This is a genomic window from Pontixanthobacter aestiaquae, assembly GCF_009827455.1.
Lineage (GTDB): Bacteria > Pseudomonadota > Alphaproteobacteria > Sphingomonadales > Sphingomonadaceae > Pontixanthobacter > Pontixanthobacter aestiaquae.
The window spans coordinates 437,074-454,266 of the sequence record NZ_WTYZ01000001.1; the positions used below are offsets into that span (position 1 = coordinate 437,074).

18 protein-coding genes are annotated in these 17,193 nt (G+C 57.6%); 8 read left to right on the forward strand and 10 right to left on the reverse strand.

All coding sequences use genetic code 11. The features are described from left to right. Positions 1–24 precede the first annotated feature (24 nt). Together GRI35_RS02005 and GRI35_RS02010 are read right to left on the reverse strand one after the other, a co-directional pair. Complete coding sequence (locus tag GRI35_RS02005; protein ID WP_160612473.1) at positions 25–1,491, reverse strand: TolC family outer membrane protein; 1,467 nt, start codon at positions 1,489–1,491, stop codon at positions 25–27. Positions 1,492–1,495: 4 nt separating this feature from the next. After that, the gene (locus GRI35_RS02010; protein ID WP_160612474.1) at positions 1,496–2,104 is read right to left on the reverse strand and encodes a protein-L-isoaspartate O-methyltransferase family protein; all 609 of its coding nucleotides are present in this window, start codon (positions 2,102–2,104) and stop codon (positions 1,496–1,498) included. Positions 2,105–2,296: 192 nt separating this feature from the next. Between GRI35_RS02010 and GRI35_RS02015 the strand changes: the two genes are divergently transcribed. The 3 genes from GRI35_RS02015 to GRI35_RS02025 all read left to right on the forward strand — a co-directional run bounded on the left by GRI35_RS02015 (position 2,297) and on the right by GRI35_RS02025 (position 5,914). Then, positions 2,297–3,817 (forward strand): fumarate hydratase, encoded by a 1,521-nt coding sequence (locus GRI35_RS02015; RefSeq protein ID WP_160612475.1) that lies wholly within the window; start codon positions 2,297–2,299, stop codon positions 3,815–3,817. A gap of 103 nt (positions 3,818–3,920) precedes the next feature. Continuing rightward, complete coding sequence (locus GRI35_RS02020) at positions 3,921–5,153, forward strand: sensor histidine kinase (protein WP_328598421.1); 1,233 nt, start codon at positions 3,921–3,923, stop codon at positions 5,151–5,153. A gap of 5 nt (positions 5,154–5,158) precedes the next feature. Next, the gene (locus GRI35_RS02025; RefSeq protein ID WP_160612476.1) at positions 5,159–5,914 is read left to right on the forward strand and encodes a LytR/AlgR family response regulator transcription factor; all 756 of its coding nucleotides are present in this window, start codon (positions 5,159–5,161) and stop codon (positions 5,912–5,914) included. 346 nt (positions 5,915–6,260) lie between these two features. On the opposite strand, the gene GRI35_RS02030 is transcribed toward GRI35_RS02025, so the two are convergent. Next, complete coding sequence (locus GRI35_RS02030) at positions 6,261–6,554, reverse strand: UrcA family protein (RefSeq protein WP_160612477.1); 294 nt, start codon at positions 6,552–6,554, stop codon at positions 6,261–6,263. A gap of 208 nt (positions 6,555–6,762) precedes the next feature. On the opposite strand from GRI35_RS02030, the gene GRI35_RS02035 reads away from it, so the two are divergent. Together GRI35_RS02035 and GRI35_RS02040 are read left to right on the forward strand one after the other, a co-directional pair. Then, positions 6,763–7,029, forward strand: a complete 267-nt coding sequence (locus GRI35_RS02035) for a hypothetical protein (RefSeq protein ID WP_160612478.1) — start codon at positions 6,763–6,765, stop codon at positions 7,027–7,029. Beyond that, the gene (locus tag GRI35_RS02040) at positions 7,026–7,778 is read left to right on the forward strand and encodes a metallophosphoesterase family protein (RefSeq protein ID WP_160612479.1); all 753 of its coding nucleotides are present in this window, start codon (positions 7,026–7,028) and stop codon (positions 7,776–7,778) included. The genes GRI35_RS02035 and GRI35_RS02040 overlap by 4 nt, the downstream gene beginning before the upstream one ends. Before the next feature lie 79 nt (positions 7,779–7,857). Here the strand turns inward: GRI35_RS02040 and rpsI are convergent, their stop codons facing one another. From rpsI to GRI35_RS02065, 5 genes are all read right to left on the reverse strand, one after another. After that, positions 7,858–8,382 (reverse strand): 30S ribosomal protein S9, encoded by a 525-nt coding sequence (gene rpsI, locus GRI35_RS02045; protein WP_160612480.1) that lies wholly within the window; start codon positions 8,380–8,382, stop codon positions 7,858–7,860. Next, on the reverse strand, positions 8,382–8,861 hold the full coding sequence (gene rplM, locus GRI35_RS02050) for a 50S ribosomal protein L13 (RefSeq protein ID WP_160612481.1): 480 nt from the start codon (positions 8,859–8,861) through the stop codon (positions 8,382–8,384). Before rplM ends, rpsI begins: the two co-directional genes overlap by 1 nt. A 178-nt stretch (positions 8,862–9,039) precedes the next feature. Next, positions 9,040–9,774 carry a hypothetical protein gene (locus GRI35_RS02055; RefSeq protein WP_160612482.1) on the reverse strand — a complete coding sequence of 245 codons (735 nt, stop codon included), beginning with the start codon at positions 9,772–9,774 and terminating at the stop codon, positions 9,040–9,042. 5 nt (positions 9,775–9,779) lie between these two features. Beyond that, positions 9,780–10,109 (reverse strand): divalent-cation tolerance protein CutA, encoded by a 330-nt coding sequence (cutA, locus tag GRI35_RS02060; protein WP_160612483.1) that lies wholly within the window; start codon positions 10,107–10,109, stop codon positions 9,780–9,782. Further along, complete coding sequence (locus GRI35_RS02065; protein WP_160612484.1) at positions 10,106–11,182, reverse strand: COX15/CtaA family protein; 1,077 nt, start codon at positions 11,180–11,182, stop codon at positions 10,106–10,108. The genes cutA and GRI35_RS02065 overlap by 4 nt, the downstream gene beginning before the upstream one ends. A 94-nt stretch (positions 11,183–11,276) precedes the next feature. Here GRI35_RS02065 and GRI35_RS02070 point away from each other — a divergent pair, with 94 nt between their 5' ends. The 3 genes from GRI35_RS02070 (at position 11,277) to GRI35_RS02080 (ending at position 13,544) form a co-directional block, all read left to right on the forward strand. Next, positions 11,277–11,660 carry a MerC domain-containing protein gene (locus GRI35_RS02070; RefSeq protein ID WP_160612485.1) on the forward strand — a complete coding sequence of 128 codons (384 nt, stop codon included), beginning with the start codon at positions 11,277–11,279 and terminating at the stop codon, positions 11,658–11,660. A 16-nt stretch (positions 11,661–11,676) separates the two neighbouring features. Beyond that, positions 11,677–12,660 (forward strand): sulfur carrier protein ThiS, encoded by a 984-nt coding sequence (thiS, locus tag GRI35_RS02075; RefSeq protein ID WP_160612486.1) that lies wholly within the window; start codon positions 11,677–11,679, stop codon positions 12,658–12,660. A 356-nt stretch (positions 12,661–13,016) separates the two neighbouring features. Next, positions 13,017–13,544, forward strand: a complete 528-nt coding sequence (locus tag GRI35_RS02080; RefSeq protein WP_160612487.1) for a hypothetical protein — start codon at positions 13,017–13,019, stop codon at positions 13,542–13,544. Here GRI35_RS02080 and GRI35_RS02085 read toward each other — a convergent pair. After that, entirely contained in the window at positions 13,541–15,346 is a 1,806-nt protein-coding gene (locus tag GRI35_RS02085; protein WP_160612488.1) for an AMP-dependent synthetase/ligase, read from the reverse strand. The genes GRI35_RS02080 and GRI35_RS02085 overlap by 4 nt on opposite strands. Positions 15,347–15,449: 103 nt before the next feature. Beyond that, on the reverse strand, positions 15,450–17,186 hold the full coding sequence (gene ggt, locus GRI35_RS02090) for a gamma-glutamyltransferase (RefSeq protein ID WP_160612489.1): 1,737 nt from the start codon (positions 17,184–17,186) through the stop codon (positions 15,450–15,452). Between the last annotated feature and the right edge of the window lie 7 nt (positions 17,187–17,193).

A 17,193-nucleotide genomic window follows, 5' to 3' on the forward strand; every position in this document is an offset into this window, starting at 1 on the left:
CAAACGGGCCTTGTTTATGCTGGCCTACTGGCCGCTGCCAGTTGATTCGGCAGGTGCCGATTCAACTGGGGGAATGTCAGCGTCTGGAGCGGGAATGTCAACGGTTCGTGTGGCGGTGGCCGCCGGTTCTGGATCGCGGTCCCAGTCCCAAACCCTACCTTTCACACGGTCGTAATTGAGTGTCGGGTCATACAGTAAACCTTCGTCACCAAGGCCAAGGTCGCGCGCTTCTGCACGGCCCATCGCCGCAAGCAAGCTGAAACCGGCGACATAGGCATTGCGGCGTGCGGTCACCAATTGAACGCGGGCAGAGAGCAATTCCTGTTCCGCGTTGAGAACGTCGAGAATAGTGCGGTTACCGATAGAGTTCTCCGCGCGTGTGCCCTCGAGACTGAGCTCGGCAGCGGAAACTGCGGTTATTGAACTCTCGATAATTGCGTTGGAGGCTTGCCAGCTCGAATAGGCCGCACGGACCTGAGCGATGGCATTGCGCTCAGCGGCGATCACCTGTTCAAAAGCAGCGGAAGCGCGCGCACCGGCCTGACGTTGAAGTGCGGCCGTGCGACCACCCTGAAAAATCGGGATCGACACTCGCACCCCGGCATTGGCGGTAAATTCGCTCGCGATCCGCACTGCTGGCGAGCCGTAAAAGTCCGAATAGTCGCGATTCGCGAAGAGTGATACTGTCGGCAATCGGCCGGCGCCGGCAACTTCGACATCGTACCCTGTTGCTTCTGCGTTCTCTTTGGCTGCGATCAGATCGGGATTGTTCTCCAGCGCAGTATAGACGGCGTCCTCGACTGTCTCAGGCAAGCCCGGCAGCGGCGGCGGCGGTTGCAGATCATCGGGACCGGAACCCACCAGCTGGATGTAGGTCTCGCGCGCATTGATCAGATTGGCCTGAGCGGTGCGCAGATCGCTCTGCGCTACCGCGAGCCGTGACTGCGATTGCGCAATATCGGTACGAGTAAGGTCGCCAATCTCGAACCGGTCCTCGGTTGCCTGAAGGTTGACCGAGAGCACTTCGACTTGATTGGTAGACAGCCCAACAATTGCCTCATTGCGGATCACATCCATATAGGCGGCAACCACTTGGCTGAATATTGACGATTCGGTTGCGCGTAAATTGGCTTGGCCAGCAGCGACGCGCTCTTTCGCGGCCTTGATGCCGTTCTTGACTGATCCGCCCGAATAGATCGGCACGCCTAAAGCGAGGTTCACGCCCAGATTGCGCTTCGGGGCAAGGAACGCGTTGTTGGATGGGTCTACAAATTCGGTGTGGGTTACAGTGGTGTTGACGCTGGGGAGGCCGCTTGATTTCTGGATAGGCACATTCTCATCGGTGGCGCGCTGGTCTGCCCGCGCGGCTTGCAAGGTCGGATTGGTTTGGTAAGCCTCGACCAGCGCCTCGCGCAGCGTATCTGCATGCGCGGGCACGGCGACTACCGCTGCACCGGCCAAAAGTGCCAATTTACCGATGCGGTGTGACATAGTGTTAGAAGCTCCAACCCTCGGGTGTATCAAATTCAGCAAGGCGCGGAATGCCCAGCTCTGCCAAAGGCAACAAAGCGACGTCGCTGGTGGATTTGCGGCCAACCGCGAGCTTGGTGACGCTTTTCGCTGCGAGTCCGGTAACGATTCGCCCACCATCAGCCATCCGTTTCGCAAGCGTCGCAGGGACTGATTCGACGGCACCGTCGATGACGATCAGTGAGTATGTTTTGCGTTTGCTTGTCGTAGCGACCGCTTCTTCCGGGGTAATCACATCGATGGCGCTTACGAGCGGCTTGAGGAGCGCGGGCAAATATCCGCTCCCCGCATCGACCACCAATACAGTGTCGTCGCTGCGTGGTTGGGCCTCAGCCAGCACCATTCCGTAAAACAGCGGCGCACCGATCCGGCGGCCATTATCGAGCGTAATCGCGCGGTCGATATAGGCAGTACCGCGCGCGCTTTCTGGCACATGGTCTTCACGGGGCACAGCCAGCATCCGCGCCAGCACAAATTCGTCGTTCACGCCGCTGGTGCGCAATTGGCTGTCCACCATGGCACGGCGGGCTGCCGCGTAAATATCAGAATCTGGTTTGGTCTTGGTCAGTGTCATAATTCTCTACTCTGCGCACTTGGCTATAACTGTATTACATCAATAACACAGCTCGTCAATCACCCTTCAACCGGCCGGTTCAAAAGGCACAGACCGCCATTAGGGACAAGCGCAGCACGGGCCAAGTGCTTTGACGCTAGCGGGTGCCCGCGCCTATGGGAGGCGCAATCGACCGGCAGGAGTATGGAATCGATGAGCGACATTGTTGCAATTGCAGAAGAAGACCTGATCGAGAGCGTCGCCGACGCCTTGCAATATATCTCTTACTATCACCCGATGGACTATATCCGCGCCTTGGGTGAGGCATATAAAGCCGAGCAGGGTCCCGCAGCCAAAGACGCGATCGCGCAAATTCTGACCAACAGCCGGATGTGTGCCGAGGGACACCGGCCGATCTGCCAAGACACTGGTATCGTCAATGTGTTCGTAAAATGGGGGCAGAACTGTCACCTGGATTCTAGCCGTAGCCTGCAGGACGTCGTCGACGAAGGGGTGCGCAAAGCGTATCTGCATTCGGAGAATAAGCTGCGCGCGTCGATTCTGGCTGATCCCGCGTTCACTCGCCGCAACACCCGAGACAATACGCCGTGTGTGCTGTCGGTAGAGATGGTTCCGGGCAACACAGTTGAAATTGATGTGGCGGCCAAGGGCGGTGGCAGCGAGAATAAGTCCAAGTTCAAAATGATGAACCCGAGCGACAATATCGTTGATTGGGTGATTGAACAGATTCCGTCGATGGGCGCGGGTTGGTGTCCGCCTGGCATGCTCGGCATCGGTATTGGCGGGACGGCGGAGCATTGTATGAAGCTCGCCAAACAAAGCCTGATGGATCCGATTGATATGGGCCAACTTAAAGCGCGCGGTGCGAAAACCGATATCGAGCAGCTGCGGATCGACATCTTTGATGCGGTGAATGCGCAGGGTGTCGGTGCGCAGGGGCTGGGCGGTTTGTCGACGGTGCTCGATGTGAAGATTTACGATGCGCCGTGCCATGCTGCGGGCAAGCCCGTTGCAATGATTCCTAATTGTGCGGCAACCCGCCACGCGCATTTCACTCTGGACGGAACCGGCCCGACTTATCTCGAGCAGCCCAATCTTGATGATTGGCCCGATGTGAACTGGCAGCCCGACAGCGAAGCGAAGCGCGTCAATCTCGATGCGCTCACACAAGACGAGGTTGAGAGCTGGGAGCATGGTGACCGGCTGCTGCTCTCCGGCAAAATGCTCACGGGGCGCGACGCCGCGCATAAGCGCATTCAGGATATGATCGCCAAGGGTGACGAGCTCCCCGTCAACTTCAAGGGCCGCGCGATTTATTACGTCGGCCCTGTCGATCCGGTCATGGGCGAAGCAGTGGGCCCGGCTGGCCCGACAACCGCCACGCGAATGGATAAGTTTACCGAGATGATGCTCGATCTGGGCCTGCTGGCGATGATCGGCAAAGCAGAACGTGGTGCAGACGCTGTCGATGTGATCAGCCGTTTCAAAGTCGCCTATCTGATGGCGACGGGCGGGGCAGCCTATCTCGTTTCGCGCGCTATCAAGGAGGCCAAAGTCGTCGGTTTCGAGGATCTGGGCATGGAAGCGATTTACGAGTTCACCGTCGAGAATATGCCGGTGACTGTTGCAGTTGATAGCGCAGGCAACAATGTGCACACGCTCGCGCCGGCCCGCTGGAGAGAGAAAATTGCTAAGGAAGGGTTGCTCGCCTGATCACTCATCTAGCCGCCAGAACGCCCATACACCTCGACGAAGGACAGAGTCATTTCGACGACTGTGCTGGTCAGTTCACCGCCTGGCACGCTAGGGCCGCATAGTGATTATAGATAGTGAGATTACTAACAGCGGCCCGGCGCGGGTCTCTTTCAAGACTGTCATCATTTCGATGGTGGCACTGTGGCTGTGCTATTTTCTGCTGACAACGCTGCGCGGTTCGATTGTCGGTCTGGAACTGCAGTATGAGCTGCTCTGGCGGCGCGGCGTCGTTACGCTTGCGGGTCTCGCGACCACGCTGGTGCTGTGGTCACTGCTTCGTCTGTTCGATACACGTGCTTTGTGGATGAAAGTGCTCGCAGCGCTGCTTCTTGCGCTGCCCGCTGCGATTCTGGTCGCGCAAGTAAATCAGGTCGTGTTTGCGCCGGTGCAGGGCAAAGTCGCCGAGAAGATGGCGAGCGAACGCGGTGTGCCAATCCGGCGCGATGCCGCCGGTAATATCTTCATCGAGCTTCCCCCAGAGCAAAATACTTCTGCCGACCCGATGGACGAAGATCTGCCTACGCGTGAAGTACTGATCTACAAATCCGCCCCCGACGGTCTCGATAGCTGGCGGATGATTGTCGACATTGCGATTGGTCGTTACTTCCTGCTGCTTGCATGGGCTTCGCTCTATTTTGCCTTGCTTGCTGTGGCGCAGGTCAAACTGGCCGAGCGCCGCGAAAGCCTGTTCCGACGGCAGGCTAAGGAGGCTGAGCTTCGCTCGCTTCGATATCAGGTGAACCCGCATTTCTTGTTTAATTCGCTTAATTCGCTAAGCGCGCTGGTGATGACCGGCAAGGCTGACCGGGCAGAGGAAATGATCCAGACCTTGTCGAGCTTTTACCGACACAGTCTGGCCGATGACACCACCTCGGACGTCGATCTGGCTGACGAGTTTGCCTTGCAGCAGCACTATCTTGAGATTGAAGCGATTCGCTTCCCCGACCGGCTGGTTTCTGAAGTTGATCTGCCGGAAAGTCTCAAGGATGCACGCATTCCCGGCATGATTTTGCAGCCGCTGATCGAAAACTCAGTCAAATATGCAGTTGCGCCGATGAAACGCCCGGTAACTATCCGGGTTGCGGCAGCTGAGGATTATGGAAGGCTCGTCATAACTGTCAGCGATGATGGCCCAGGGTCGAAAGATATCGCCGAACCGGGCTTCGGCATTGGCCTTGCGAATGTGCGCGACCGGCTGAAGGCTCGTTTCGGCAAGGACGCGACGATTGCCGCTGGCCCGACCGACACCGGTTACGCGACCGAAATTCGCATTCCGCTGAGAAAGCATGACTGATACTTATGGCTGAAACCGAAAAAGATGGTGCGCTGCGCACTTTGATTGTCGATGACGAGCCGCTCGCCGTGGAGCGGATGCAGGTCATCTGCGCCAAGTTGAAAGATTTGGCGGTTGTCGGCACGGCCAGCGATGGTTCGGCGGCTTTGCGATTGATCGACGCGCTGAAGCCCGATCTGGTGCTGCTGGATATGACCATGCCAGAGGTTGATGGCTTGTCGGTAGCGCGGGCTCTAACCGACGCCGATCATCGTCCGGCGATTATTTTTGTGACCGCGCATGACAATTTTGCAGTCGAGGCATTCGATCTCGATGCGGTCGATTATGTTTTGAAGCCAGTCGCAACCGACCGTTTGGAGCGCGCCATCGAACGCGCGATGGCGCGGCGCGGGGCGAGCGAAGCCAAGGCCAGCGAATGGCTTGCTGAACTATGGGTCCCGCACCGCAGCGAGCTCCTCCGAATTGAAGTCTCGCAAGTTAGCCGGATCGATGCGGAGCGCGACTATGTGCGCCTGTATGTTGGTATGCCGGGCGAAGCCGAACGGACCTATCTGCTATTGCAAACAATCGCTGGCTTGGAAAAGCGTCTGAATCCGGAGGAATTCATCCGCATTCACCGCTCCACCATCCTGCGCCGCGAAAACATCCGCGGCCTAAGGCATGATGGGTTGGGCGTATGGTCGGTCGAGCTCGAAGACGGCGACGCGTTGCGGATTGGCCGCACGTATCTGCCCAAAGTGAAAGCTATGGCGGGAAGATGATTCTTTGTTTTGGCCTCAAGCGCCGGTGGTCGCGTCTGCTCCCTTAGGCTTGGGCGCTAACCGCGCGTCGGGCGGTCGCCCTCTGGCTGCCGCGACCAAGGTTCAGTCTCAATATTGGTGGCTTGGAATGGCTCGGGACTTTGGTCCCGCGAGGCCGACTGGCCGCCCGAGCTTATGCGAGGACAGCCAAGGGACGCGGATGCGTCCGGCCCGGCGACTGAGCGCCAAAAACAGCAATCAAAAGTAGCCCGAACCGGGGGACTGGACCGGTTCGGGCTAGGGGTCTCTGCGTAATTAAGGGGTACGCAGAGAGTGGTTATGTGAGTGTGCTGGTGCTGGGGATTGATCAGCCGCCGAGACGCTCACTATCCACGATCGCTGCCATCTGTTGCGCGGCCTGCTTCTTCGCGGTCTTGTAACACTTTTCGATCTGGCGGCTTGCCAGACGCGAACCTGTACGGAGACGATTGTATTGGCACAGATCCTTCGCAGCCTTGTCGATGCGGCGTTCCAGCGCTTGCTGACCCTTTTCGGTCGTTAGGTTGAGATCGCTATAATCAATCGCAACGCCTCCGGCGAAGGCCGGCGCGGCAGTGAACAATGTGCCGATTGTAGCGAGGGCGATAAGGGACTTTTTCATAATGCTTCCTCCTGCGAGCCTTTCCGGTGAAGGGGGGTGTGAAAGGCAAATCGCAAGTATTGGAATAGGCGAGCCGTGTTAGGGTTGCATTACAGTGTCGATGGCGGTCGGCCAACGCTCGACAAAAACACCAGTGTACAGACCGATGGCACGAAACGCCCGACGAACCGCGCTTGCTAAGCGACGAGCGATTATGCACAACTGTAATATGGCAGTTGCGCTCATCTTCATGCTCGGAATCGGCAATTTCGCGTTGCACAAGGCGGTGATGGAGAGCGGTCACCCGCTACTTGGGCAAATCCCTTGGTTCGCCAATGGCAGAGGTAGGCGGATCGCATTCGGGCTGGAGTTTGCGGTTTTGTCAGCCGCTATGCTGCTTGCCGCGAATGGTTGGCCTCAGCTTGGCTGGGGCTATTTGATCTACACCGGCCTGAACGCGATCTCCGGCTGGCTCATCTTATCGGGCAAAGTGTGACACAGCCTATACACCTGTTCCATGTCAGTGATGTGCATTTCGGGGTCGAGCACTGCGAAGCGCTGCAATGGTTCGCGGATGCCGTGCGCGACGAGCGGCCGGATGCAGTCATTTGCACCGGTGATTTGACGCAGCGTGCGACACACGCTCAGTTTGATACCGCGCGCAGGTTTTTTGCGAGCCTCGACACGCCGGTCACTTTAGAGCCCGGCAATCACGATATGCCATATTACAATTTGTGGGAGCGCTTTACGCAGCCCTATAAGCGCTATGGTGCATTGGCTGACTCAGTCGGCGCATCGCTGTCATTTGAGCACTGCGTGATCGTGTCGCTCAAAACGACAGTGCGGATCCAGCCGCGTTTTCCGTGGTCAGATGGCTATGTGTACAAAGATGCGCTGGCCAAAACTCTACAGGAGATCGCGGAACTGCCTGATGATGGGCGCTATCTGATTATAAGCTGCCATCACCCTCTGCTTCCAGCAAAACCCGATGAGAAGAATCCCACCATTGGCGGCGATAAGGCGTTCGAGGCGCTCGCGGACGCTGGTGTCGACGCGATTTTGACCGGCCATGTCCATGTGCCATTCGATCTTACCAGGGCGTCGGGCAATCGATCGGTGCGCATGGTGGGGGCGGGGACGCTATCGACCAGGCTGCGCGGTGCAGAACCGGGGTACAATGTTGTGAGCTATGAGCCCGACGCCGGCCTCAGCGTAGAGCAGCGGGTTTTCGGTATAGACACCTGACCATCCAAACAAAAAAGGCGGCCCGTTTCCGGACCGCCCCTTTTTGCATTCCAAGATGGCGAAACTTAACGCCCCAAGATCAACGCTTGCTGAACTGGAAGCTACGGCGGGCTTTCGCTTTACCGTATTTCTTCCGCTCGACCACACGGCTGTCGCGGGTCAGGAAGCCAGCGGCTTTGACCGTGCTGCGAAGTGCGGGCTCGTATTTTGTGAGAGCCTGGCTGATGCCGTGCTTGACCGCACCGGCTTGGCCCGAAAGTCCGCCGCCGCGGACGGTGGCGATGATGTCATACTGGCCTTCACGCTCGGTGATGGTGAAAGGCTGATTCAGGACCAGACGCAGGGTCGGACGTGCGAAATACACTTCCTGGTCGCGGCCATTAACGGTGATCTTGCCGGTGCCGGGTTTCAGCCAAACACGGGCTTTCGCATCTTTACGGCGGCCGGTCGCATAAGCGCGGCCAAGATCGTCGATCTCTTGCTCACGCAAAGGCATGGTTTCGACCACCACGTTTTCGGCAGTTTCGGCATCCGCAGCAGGTGCGTCAGCGGCAATGTCTTTCAGATCGGCGAGATCAGAGACGGTATCTTTTGTATCGGCCATTATGCAGACGCCTTATTCTTACGGTTCATGGAGGCAACATCCATCACTTCGGGGTTGTTGCCGGCATGCGGATGCTCGGTGCCATTATAAAGGTGCAGCGCGCGCATCTGGTCACGGCCAAGCGGGCCGCGCGGGATCATCCGCTGGATGGCTTTTTCAAGCACACGCTCAGGGAATTTGCCTTCGAGGATCTTCTCTGGCGTGGTTTCCTTGATGCCGCCAGGGTGGCCGGTGTGCTTGTAGTAGATCTTGTTGGCAGCCTTGTTGCCGGTGAATTTCACCTTGTCGGCATTGATGATAATCACGTGGTCGCCGCAATCGACATGCGGGGTGTAGCTTGGCTTGTGTTTGCCGCGCAGCAGGTTTGCGACGATAGCAGCCAGACGTCCGGGGACTAGGCCGTCCGCGTCGATAAGGTGCCATTTCTTTTCGACATCAGCCGGCTTAACCGACTGAGTCATCTTGCTGAGAGCCTTCATGGGCTGTGTCCATTCCTAAAATCTGATGCAGCAAATGAATGCCGCGGGGTTCGCGAATCTAGTATCTAGGTCCGTGAAGAGCGCGCGAAATGATGGTTTAGGGTGCAGAAGTCAAGTAAATCCGCGCCTCACAAAGGAGGTAAAATAATACCGCCGCCCTCATTGAGGACACTCAACGTCAAATTACAACCAAAGACCAGTGCTCTGCGGATGTACGCTCGGACAGTGCGATTTTGGTAGTGACCGTGCGTGTGGCTGTGCGCATCAGCCCGGTCTCTGCGTCTGTCTTCGCAGTGAACTCGATTGCAACACTGCCCACCGCCCCGTCTGGCAAGGACAATGTGCGTTTTGCATTTGCAGCCATCCGCCGAGGCTGGAACAAATCGCGAGGGAGGTGGCTTGCGGCTTTCTCAGCCGAGGATTGCAGCGTTCTGAGAAATTCTCGGCTCGAACTTTGATCCGCCTCTGATACTCCGCGCGCGGCCAACTCTTGGCTCGCCAGCTCAATTGCCTGATCAATAACGGCCTTGGGCCGGGCAGAAACTTTGCGCACGATCATACCATCGCTCGCCAGCATAAGCGGGAACAGGCCGGATTCACGCTTGCGCCGCTCCAGATCTGCCAGAGCCTCCAGGCCCGGGGGCACTGAAACTTCGACAGATATTTGTTCGCCATCCAGCGAAAACCCCTGCCCGACAGGCGCGAACAGAACCTTCCATGCGCGCTCAACGACGATCTGCTTGCCGTCGCTGAGATTCCGCACAAGTTTGCGCGTGAAGCGCATAGGTGTTGATGGAGGGGTGAACTTCACAGTAAAGGACTGCGCGTTCACACCGCTAGTTGCCGCAAACACATTCAGTGCCCAAATGGCGCCAAGCGCCGCCAGCACATCACGTCGCGGAATCGCCTTCATGCCCGTCACCCCCCATTGCCACCGGGCTCAACCAATTCGCTGAGCCATGCATCGGTTGCGACCCCGACTTCGCTGCATTGCCAGCCGAGAATGGCGGGTGTTTCGTAAGGGTGCAAGCTTTCGAGACGTTCAATCGCATCTTTTAGAAGAGATTGATGTGTTTTTAACAGTACTCCGCATTCGTGCTGTTCATCAATATTGTCCCGCCATAGAAAAATTGACTGGATTTCCACTGAAAGATTAGCGCATGCGACCAGCTTTTCATGCAAGAGTATCGCGACGACTGGCCTTGCCTGTCCCTCATCTCGGAAAACTGTCCAGATCAGCGCGCTCATTGGGTTGAGGACTTGGTCCGGCCAATAAGGTGAATGCCCCAAGCGGTTGCGGCTACCAGCAGGGCGCCGACCGCTTGGTGCGCCGTGGCGACCCAGATGTTCACTCCGGTCCAAACGGTCACGATGCCCAAAATAATCTGCAGACCAAAAGCCGAATGGATGGCGATGGATGCCTGGCGATCAAATGCGCGTGTGCGTCTCGCGAGAACTACCAAAGCGATAACCGCAACCCATGCCCACCAGCGGTGGAGGAAGTGGAGCAAGTACGGATCATGTGTCAGCGCCCACCACAGGCCCTTGGTAGCATCAAACTCGGGCACCAAGCGGCCTTGCATCAATGGCCAGCTATCGGATGCCAGGCCAGCGTTGAGACCGGCGACCCACGCTCCGAGCAGAAGCTGGATGAATAACGCTATGCTCACTATCCAACCCAAGCCCGTGATTCGCGCGGGCCGGGCATTTGGAATCTGCCCAAGCCGCCTGAGGTCCAAAGCGGTCCAGATCAGGCCTGCCAGCGTGAAAAGCGCAGTGAGCAAGTGGATCGATAGCCAGAAGTGGCTGACATCGGTAACTTCGGTCGAAAGGCCCGACCGCACCATGTACCAGCCAAATGTGCCTTGCAGTCCGCCGAGAGCGAGCAAAGCGAGGAGACGTGGCTTGTATCCGGTGGGGATTGCACGCTTGATCCAGAACCACGCTAGCGGCAGCGCATAAATCAGCCCGATAAACCGGCCGAGCAATCGGTGAAACCACTCCCAAAAATAAATAAACTTGTAATCGGCCAGCGTCATGCCCGCAGGACCATTGATTTGCTGATATTCGCCAATTTGCTTGTAAGCCTCGAACTCCGCCTGCCATTGCGTCTCGTTCATTGGCGGCAATGTGCCGGTCACAGGCTTCCATTCCGTAATCGACAGGCCGGATTCGGTTAGACGAGTAATCCCGCCAACGACCACCATGATCACAATGACCCCCGCAACCGCCATCAGCCACCGCGCGAGTGCAGCCGGCCTACCGTGATGGCGCTGTGTAGCAACTTCATCTGCGCTCTGAGAATGTTCTAGTGAATCCATGGCCTCCCAATGCTGGTGAGCAGGGCGCTAAGCAAGACCAATTTGCGCAACGTCACTTGCAGAATGTTACACTATAACATACATAGCAGGCGCAATGCGTAGCGTTTTTCCCTCGATTCGTGCGAGCCTGGATCGCGCCGGTGTGGTCCTTTCGGGCCTGTGTGCCGCGCATTGTCTGCTCAGTATTCTCATCGTGTCCTCGCTTGGCATCGGCGGAGAATTGTTCTTCGCGCCCGAGCTTCACCGGGTGGGTTTGGCGATTGCTTTGGTGATTGCCGCTGTTGCTATCGGCTGGGGGGCAATCCAGCACCGGCGGGCTGCTCCTTTTGTTATCGCCATGATGGGCCTGACCTTTATGGGCGGCGCCTTAGCGGTTCCGCACGGCGTCCATGAAGTGGTTTTGACGGTGATCGGCGTAACGCTGGTTTCGGTTGGCCACATATTGAACTTACGTTCGCACTTGCCTGAGAAGCGTTGACCGCTATTTGGCTGGCATGAGCCAGTCCCTTTCCCTGACCGTCAACGGCGAAAGCCGAAAATCACACGCCGCGACTATTGCCGCTTTGGTAGCAGAACTCGGCCTGGATCCCGCTAAAGTCGCAGTGGAGCGCAATGGAGAGATCGTTCCGCGTTCTACCTTGGCCGAAGTCGCACTGGCCGACGGCGATACGCTGGAGATTGTGCACTTCGTTGGTGGCGGTGACCATTCGGATGACAGTTGGGAAGTTGCCGGTAAGCGCTTCAGCTCGCGTCTGATTGTCGGGACGGGCAAGTACAAAGACTTTGCGCAGAACGCAGCGGCTGTTGAGGCATCTGGCGCAGAGATCGTTACCGTGGCGGTGCGCCGCGTAAATGTATCCGATCCCAAAGCGCCAATGCTGACAGACTATATCGATCCCAAGAAGATAACCTACCTCCCCAATACGGCCGGTTGCTTCACCGCAGAAGACGCAATCCGTACCTTGCGTTTGGCGCGTGAAGCTGGAGGCTGGGATCTGGTGAAACTGGAAGTGCTGGGGGAGGCGCGTACGCTTTATCCCGATATGCGCGAGACTCTCAAGGCGACCGAAACGCTCGCCAATGAAGGCTTCAAGCCGATGGTCTATTGCGTCGATGATCCGATTGCGGCGAAACAGTTGGAACAAGCAGGTGCAGTAGCGGTGATGCCGCTCGGTGCACCGATCGGTTCGGGCCTTGGCATTCAGAACCGTGTCACCATTCGTCTGATTGTCGAAGGCGCGAATGTGCCCGTGCTCGTCGATGCAGGCGTTGGAACGGCGTCTGACGCCGCTGTGGGCATGGAACTGGGCTGCGACGGTATCCTGATGAACACTGCGATTGCCGAAGCAAAAGACCCGCTCCGGATGGCCCGCGCCATGAAGCTGGCGGTTGAGGCCGGGCGGCATGCCTATCTGTCGGGCCGGATGGGAACGCGCAAATATGCTGATCCGAGCAGTCCGCTGGCTGGGCTTATTTGAGTTCTTGTTTAAGCTCTCAGTCGCCGGGCGGGATGCATCCGCACCCCTGACTTCCCTCGCTTTCGCTCCCTGACGGTCGGTTGGCCTTCGACCATCTTCGCTTCGCTACGATTCCGTTGCGGGCGGGCCGCTTGGCCCTATGGCTGCCGCGACCAAGGTTCAGGGCCAACACTGATGGCTTGGACTGGCTCGGGACCTTTAGGTCCCGCAGGCGCGACTGCGCGTCCGAGCTCATGCGAGGCAGCCAAGCGAGCCGGATAGCTCGCGCCCGGCGACTGAGGGACTAAATCAAACAAGCTAACCCAAAATTAACCATGTTGCGCGAGTGTCTCCTCACAACAGAGGGAATTATCGCCATGGCGACTACCAGTACTGCATCGCTGACCATCGCCGAAATGCGCGAGTTTGCGAATTTCGAAGCGGCGGAGCAACGCTATATCAAACGCAGCCTCGATATCGGCCTCGGCCGCCAGGATGCGTTCAAACTGTGGGCGCGCGATGCGGCCGAGAATGCTGCGATCCGTAGCCAGTATGTTGCCTATCAGGAACTCAAAACCCTGCGTGATAGCATTCCGACTGCAACCGGCTTCGATTCCATCGAAAGCTTTATCGGGAAGCTGACCCGCGTGGCAGCCTTCGATTTGGCACAAGAACGCCTCGGTTGCTTTTCATCATTCCGTTTTCTTTATGAGCGATTGCTCGGTGCCGAAGCACGCCCATGGCTGCCAAGCGCCTTCTGTGCTGCTGCGGCATTGCCGCAAATCCGGCCCGAACGCCGCAAGATGCTTCTGCAAAGCCTGAGCGAAGCGGCGGCCACAGCGCCTGGTTGGTCCGATGCACGGCCGAGCTTCTTCCCGGAGTTCATCGAAAAAGAAGCGGCCTAACGTCTGTACAGTCCGTCGAGCCGCTCTTGATAGCGCTCACGGATCTTGTGACGCCGGATTTTCATGCTGGGCGTCATCTCTTCGTTCTCGATGGTGAATGCTTCATCGGCGAAGGCGAATTGGCGGACTTTTTCCACCACTGACAAGTCTTTGTTCACGCGCGCTACTGCATCGCTTATTGCGCTTCGGAAGACGGGAAGGTCTTGCAATTGCGCTATGTCAAACTTCTCGTCATTGGCCCGCGCCCAATCCACGGCCCATTCCGCATCGGGTACGATCAAGCCCACGATGTAAGGGCGCTGCTCTCCCGCCACCATCGCCTGGGCAATTTCGGGCTGTAACGTGAGCATGCCCTCAACCTTTTGCGGCGCGACATTGTCGCCTTTGTCGTTGACGATCATGTCTTTCTTGCGGTCGGTGATCTTGATCCGGCCTTTATCGTCGAGATGGCCAATATCGCCGGTGTGAAGCCAGCCATCCTGAACCGTCTTTTTGGTCTCGGACTCGTTCTGCCAATATCCGTGCATGACCAATTCGCCCCGCACGAGGATTTCACCATCATCAGCAATCTTGACTTCAACGCCTTTCATTGGCGGGCCGACCGTGTCCATTGCGATACCGGCGGCAGGGCGATTGCAGCTGATAACAGGCCCGGCTTCTGTCTGGCCGTAGCCTTGCAACATAGTAAGACCCATTGCTTCGAAGAAAATGCCGACTTCGGGATTGAGCGGCGCGCCGCCCGAAACCATCGCTTTGATCCGGCCACCGAATTTCTGGCGGATTTTGGGGCGTAGCGCCTTTTCCAAAACCAGATTCATCGGGCGATCACGCAGACGCATTCTGCCGTTGGCTTTATGCTCACCAATCGCAAGCGCACGCTCCATCATGTAATTGGCGGCCTTACCCTGCTGCCCGATCTGCTTCATGATGCGGGTGCGGAGGACTTCGAACAGGCGCGGGACCACGACCATGATAGTCGGGCGCGTTTCTTCGATATTGCTCGCCAGCTTATCCAGCCCTTGTGCGTAATAGATCTCAGCACCCGCGCCGATAGGCAGATATTGCCCGCCGGAATGCTCATAGGCATGGCTCAGAGGCAGGAAGCTGAGGAAGCGCTCGTCATCGTCCAGACCGAAATCATTAGCGAGAATTTCGGCTGCACCGGCAACATTGCATAGAATGGAGCCATGGTGCTGCATCACCCCGCGCGGCGCGCCGCCGGTTCCGCTGGTGTAAATGAGGCAGGCGGTTTCATCCCGGCCAATCTTGGCGACCCGTTCCTCGACAGCTCTGCGGGCTACAGCGGAATCGCCTTCTAGCAATGCATCCCACGAATCATAATCGAAGCTGCCCGATTGCTGCCGGTGCAGGTCCTCGATGCCGATAACATGCTCGGCAATTCCCGTTGCCAGCAGAGCCGGATGAAGCGGCTTGAGCAGCTTCTCGTTCGATACGATGACCGCCTTGGCACCCGAATTGTCGAGAATATGGACGTGATCGCGCTCGGTATTGGTGATGTAGGTCGGGACGGAGATGCAGCCTGCGGCCATGATAGCCAGATCTGCAATGCACCATTCGGGGCGGTTTTCGGATACCAGCATCACACGGTCACCATCGACCAAGCCGATCTTGCGCAGATTCTCGGCGAGCAGGCACACTCTATTGGCGGTTTCCTGCCACGAGATAGTTTGCCACTCGCCATCAATCTTGGCGCCAAGGAAAGGCGCATCGCCCTTTTGATCGGCGCGTTTGAGGAATAGTTCGACCAAATTATTGGCCGTATCGACGTCAGCTAGCTGCAAAAGGCGCTCCTGCTCCCAAAATTGTTTCGCGGAATTCTTTGTTCCGGATAACGATTGAGTGCGATTTAGGCTCCCCGGACGTGAGCGGCAAGCCGGATTCCGCTTACTCGGGCGTATATTCCAGCATTCCGTCAAGACGCGGATCGCGGGCCGATATCCATTCGGTGCCATTCCAATGCACCGCGCCGGCTTTCAGCGGCGGTTTGCGGGCAATTATCTGGTCATGGCCAAGGGATTTAAAGGTGTCCATCTGCTCTTCAAACCATGTGCCCTCTTCCACCAGCACACGCTCACCGAATGCCATCAACAGCGGCAGTCCCAGAGCTTCATCGACCGTCAGGCCGAAATCGATCAGTCCGATAATTCCACGCGCGGTTTGCACGGGAATCGTTGTGCCGCCCGCCGCGCCGATTGCGGCAAAAGGTTTCCCATTTGGGCTATAGATGATTGTGGGCGACATTGAGCTGCGTGGACGCTTGCCGCCTTCGACGCGATTGGCGACCAACCGTCCATCCACTTCAGGTGAACGGCTGAAATCGGTAAGTTCATTGTTGAGATAGAAACCGCCGAAAATTAGGCCTGACCCGAATGGCCCTTCGATAGTCGAGGTATAGCTGACCATCGTGCCATCTTTGTCCACTACGGCGAAATGCGATGTACCGTTTTCAGGCGGTTCGTCACCATCGGCCCATGCTATAGTCGGCGCGCCTGCGGGCGTACCGGGTGTCACTTTCTCTATCGCTTTATCTGGATCAATCAGCGCACTGCGCCGCGCGATATAGACGGGGTCGATCAAACCTTTGACTGGGACGTCTACAAAATCGCTATCTGCCAGATAGATTTCCCGGTCGGCATAAGCCAGTCGCTGCGATTCGAGAAACAGATGCCAGGTTACGGGATTATCTGCACCGAGCGCAGCCAGATCGAATCGTTCCAATTGCCCGAGAATTTGTACCACTGCGACTGCGCCCGACGATGGCGGCCCCATGCCGCACACTCTGTAACCGCGATATTGGCCGCACACCGGCTCGCGTTCTTTGGAGACGTAGCCCATTACATCTTCTGCTGTCATTCCGCCCGCTCGCGGGGTCTTTAACCGGACAATATTGGCAAGCTCGATCGCGTAGCCTGATTCATAGAAGGCAGCGGTTCCTTGCTCCGCCAGTGTTTCGAGAGTGAAAACAAGGTCGGGGTTGGTAATGGTCGTGCCGACAGGCTTAGGCTCGCCTTCGGCAGTGTAATAGGTTGTGCGGCCATATTCGGTTAGTCCCGCGCGGCCAATTTGCCCGTCAAGCGATTGGTGGAGCCTGCGATTGACTGCAAATCCGTCTTTGGCGAGCTTGATGGCCGGTTCGAACAGCTTGGCCCATGGCAGCTTGCCGTGTCGCTCATGAGCTTTGGCCACCATCGCGACATTGCCCGGTACGCCGACGCTAAGCCCGCTGAGTAAGGCTTCACGGTAGGGAAGCAGCTTGCCATCTTCGCCCATAAACCATTGCGGATCAGCGCCCGCCGGCGCGGTTTCGCGTCCGTCCAACGTTTCCACCCGCCCGTCGGCTGTACCGCGCACATAGAACCCACCTCCGCCAATGCCGGAGCTTTGCGGTTCGACGACAGTAAGCGCCAGCATTACAGCGATAGCTGCATCGGTCGCCGATCCGCCTGCTGCGAGCATTTCTTCGCCAGCCGCCTGCGCTCTCGGGTCCGCTGCGCTTACCGAACCGGCAACTGCCAATGTGGCCTCGGGAATGGAATTGACCGACAGATCCTCGGCCATGGGTGCGGCGCAACCCGCGATCAGAAGCGGTGCGGACAGGGCGGCGATCAAACGATATGTCATAGGTGGC

Excerpts from the sequence above, each read along its gene's own strand:
- GRI35_RS02005 (WP_160612473.1), bottom strand. The coding sequence starts at position 1,491 with ATGTCACACCGCATCGGTAAATTGGCACTTTTGGCCGGTGCAGCGGTA.
- GRI35_RS02010 (WP_160612474.1), bottom strand. The coding sequence starts at position 2,104 with ATGACACTGACCAAGACCAAACCAGATTCTGATATTTACGCGGCAGCC.
- GRI35_RS02015 (WP_160612475.1), top strand. The coding sequence starts at position 2,297 with ATGAGCGACATTGTTGCAATTGCAGAAGAAGACCTGATCGAGAGCGTC.
- GRI35_RS02025 (WP_160612476.1), top strand. The coding sequence starts at position 5,159 with ATGGCTGAAACCGAAAAAGATGGTGCGCTGCGCACTTTGATTGTCGAT.
- GRI35_RS02030 (WP_160612477.1), bottom strand. The coding sequence starts at position 6,554 with ATGAAAAAGTCCCTTATCGCCCTCGCTACAATCGGCACATTGTTCACT.
- GRI35_RS02035 (WP_160612478.1), top strand. The coding sequence starts at position 6,763 with ATGGCAGTTGCGCTCATCTTCATGCTCGGAATCGGCAATTTCGCGTTG.
- rpsI (WP_160612480.1), bottom strand. The coding sequence starts at position 8,382 with ATGGCCGATACAAAAGATACCGTCTCTGATCTCGCCGATCTGAAAGAC.
- rplM (WP_160612481.1), bottom strand. The coding sequence starts at position 8,861 with ATGAAGGCTCTCAGCAAGATGACTCAGTCGGTTAAGCCGGCTGATGTC.
- GRI35_RS02055 (WP_160612482.1), bottom strand. The coding sequence starts at position 9,774 with ATGAAGGCGATTCCGCGACGTGATGTGCTGGCGGCGCTTGGCGCCATT.
- cutA (WP_160612483.1), bottom strand. The coding sequence starts at position 10,109 with ATGAGCGCGCTGATCTGGACAGTTTTCCGAGATGAGGGACAGGCAAGG.
- GRI35_RS02065 (WP_160612484.1), bottom strand. The coding sequence starts at position 11,182 with ATGGATTCACTAGAACATTCTCAGAGCGCAGATGAAGTTGCTACACAG.
- GRI35_RS02070 (WP_160612485.1), top strand. The coding sequence starts at position 11,277 with ATGCGTAGCGTTTTTCCCTCGATTCGTGCGAGCCTGGATCGCGCCGGT.
- thiS (WP_160612486.1), top strand. The coding sequence starts at position 11,677 with ATGAGCCAGTCCCTTTCCCTGACCGTCAACGGCGAAAGCCGAAAATCA.
- GRI35_RS02080 (WP_160612487.1), top strand. The coding sequence starts at position 13,017 with ATGGCGACTACCAGTACTGCATCGCTGACCATCGCCGAAATGCGCGAG.
- ggt (WP_160612489.1), bottom strand. The coding sequence starts at position 17,186 with ATGACATATCGTTTGATCGCCGCCCTGTCCGCACCGCTTCTGATCGCG.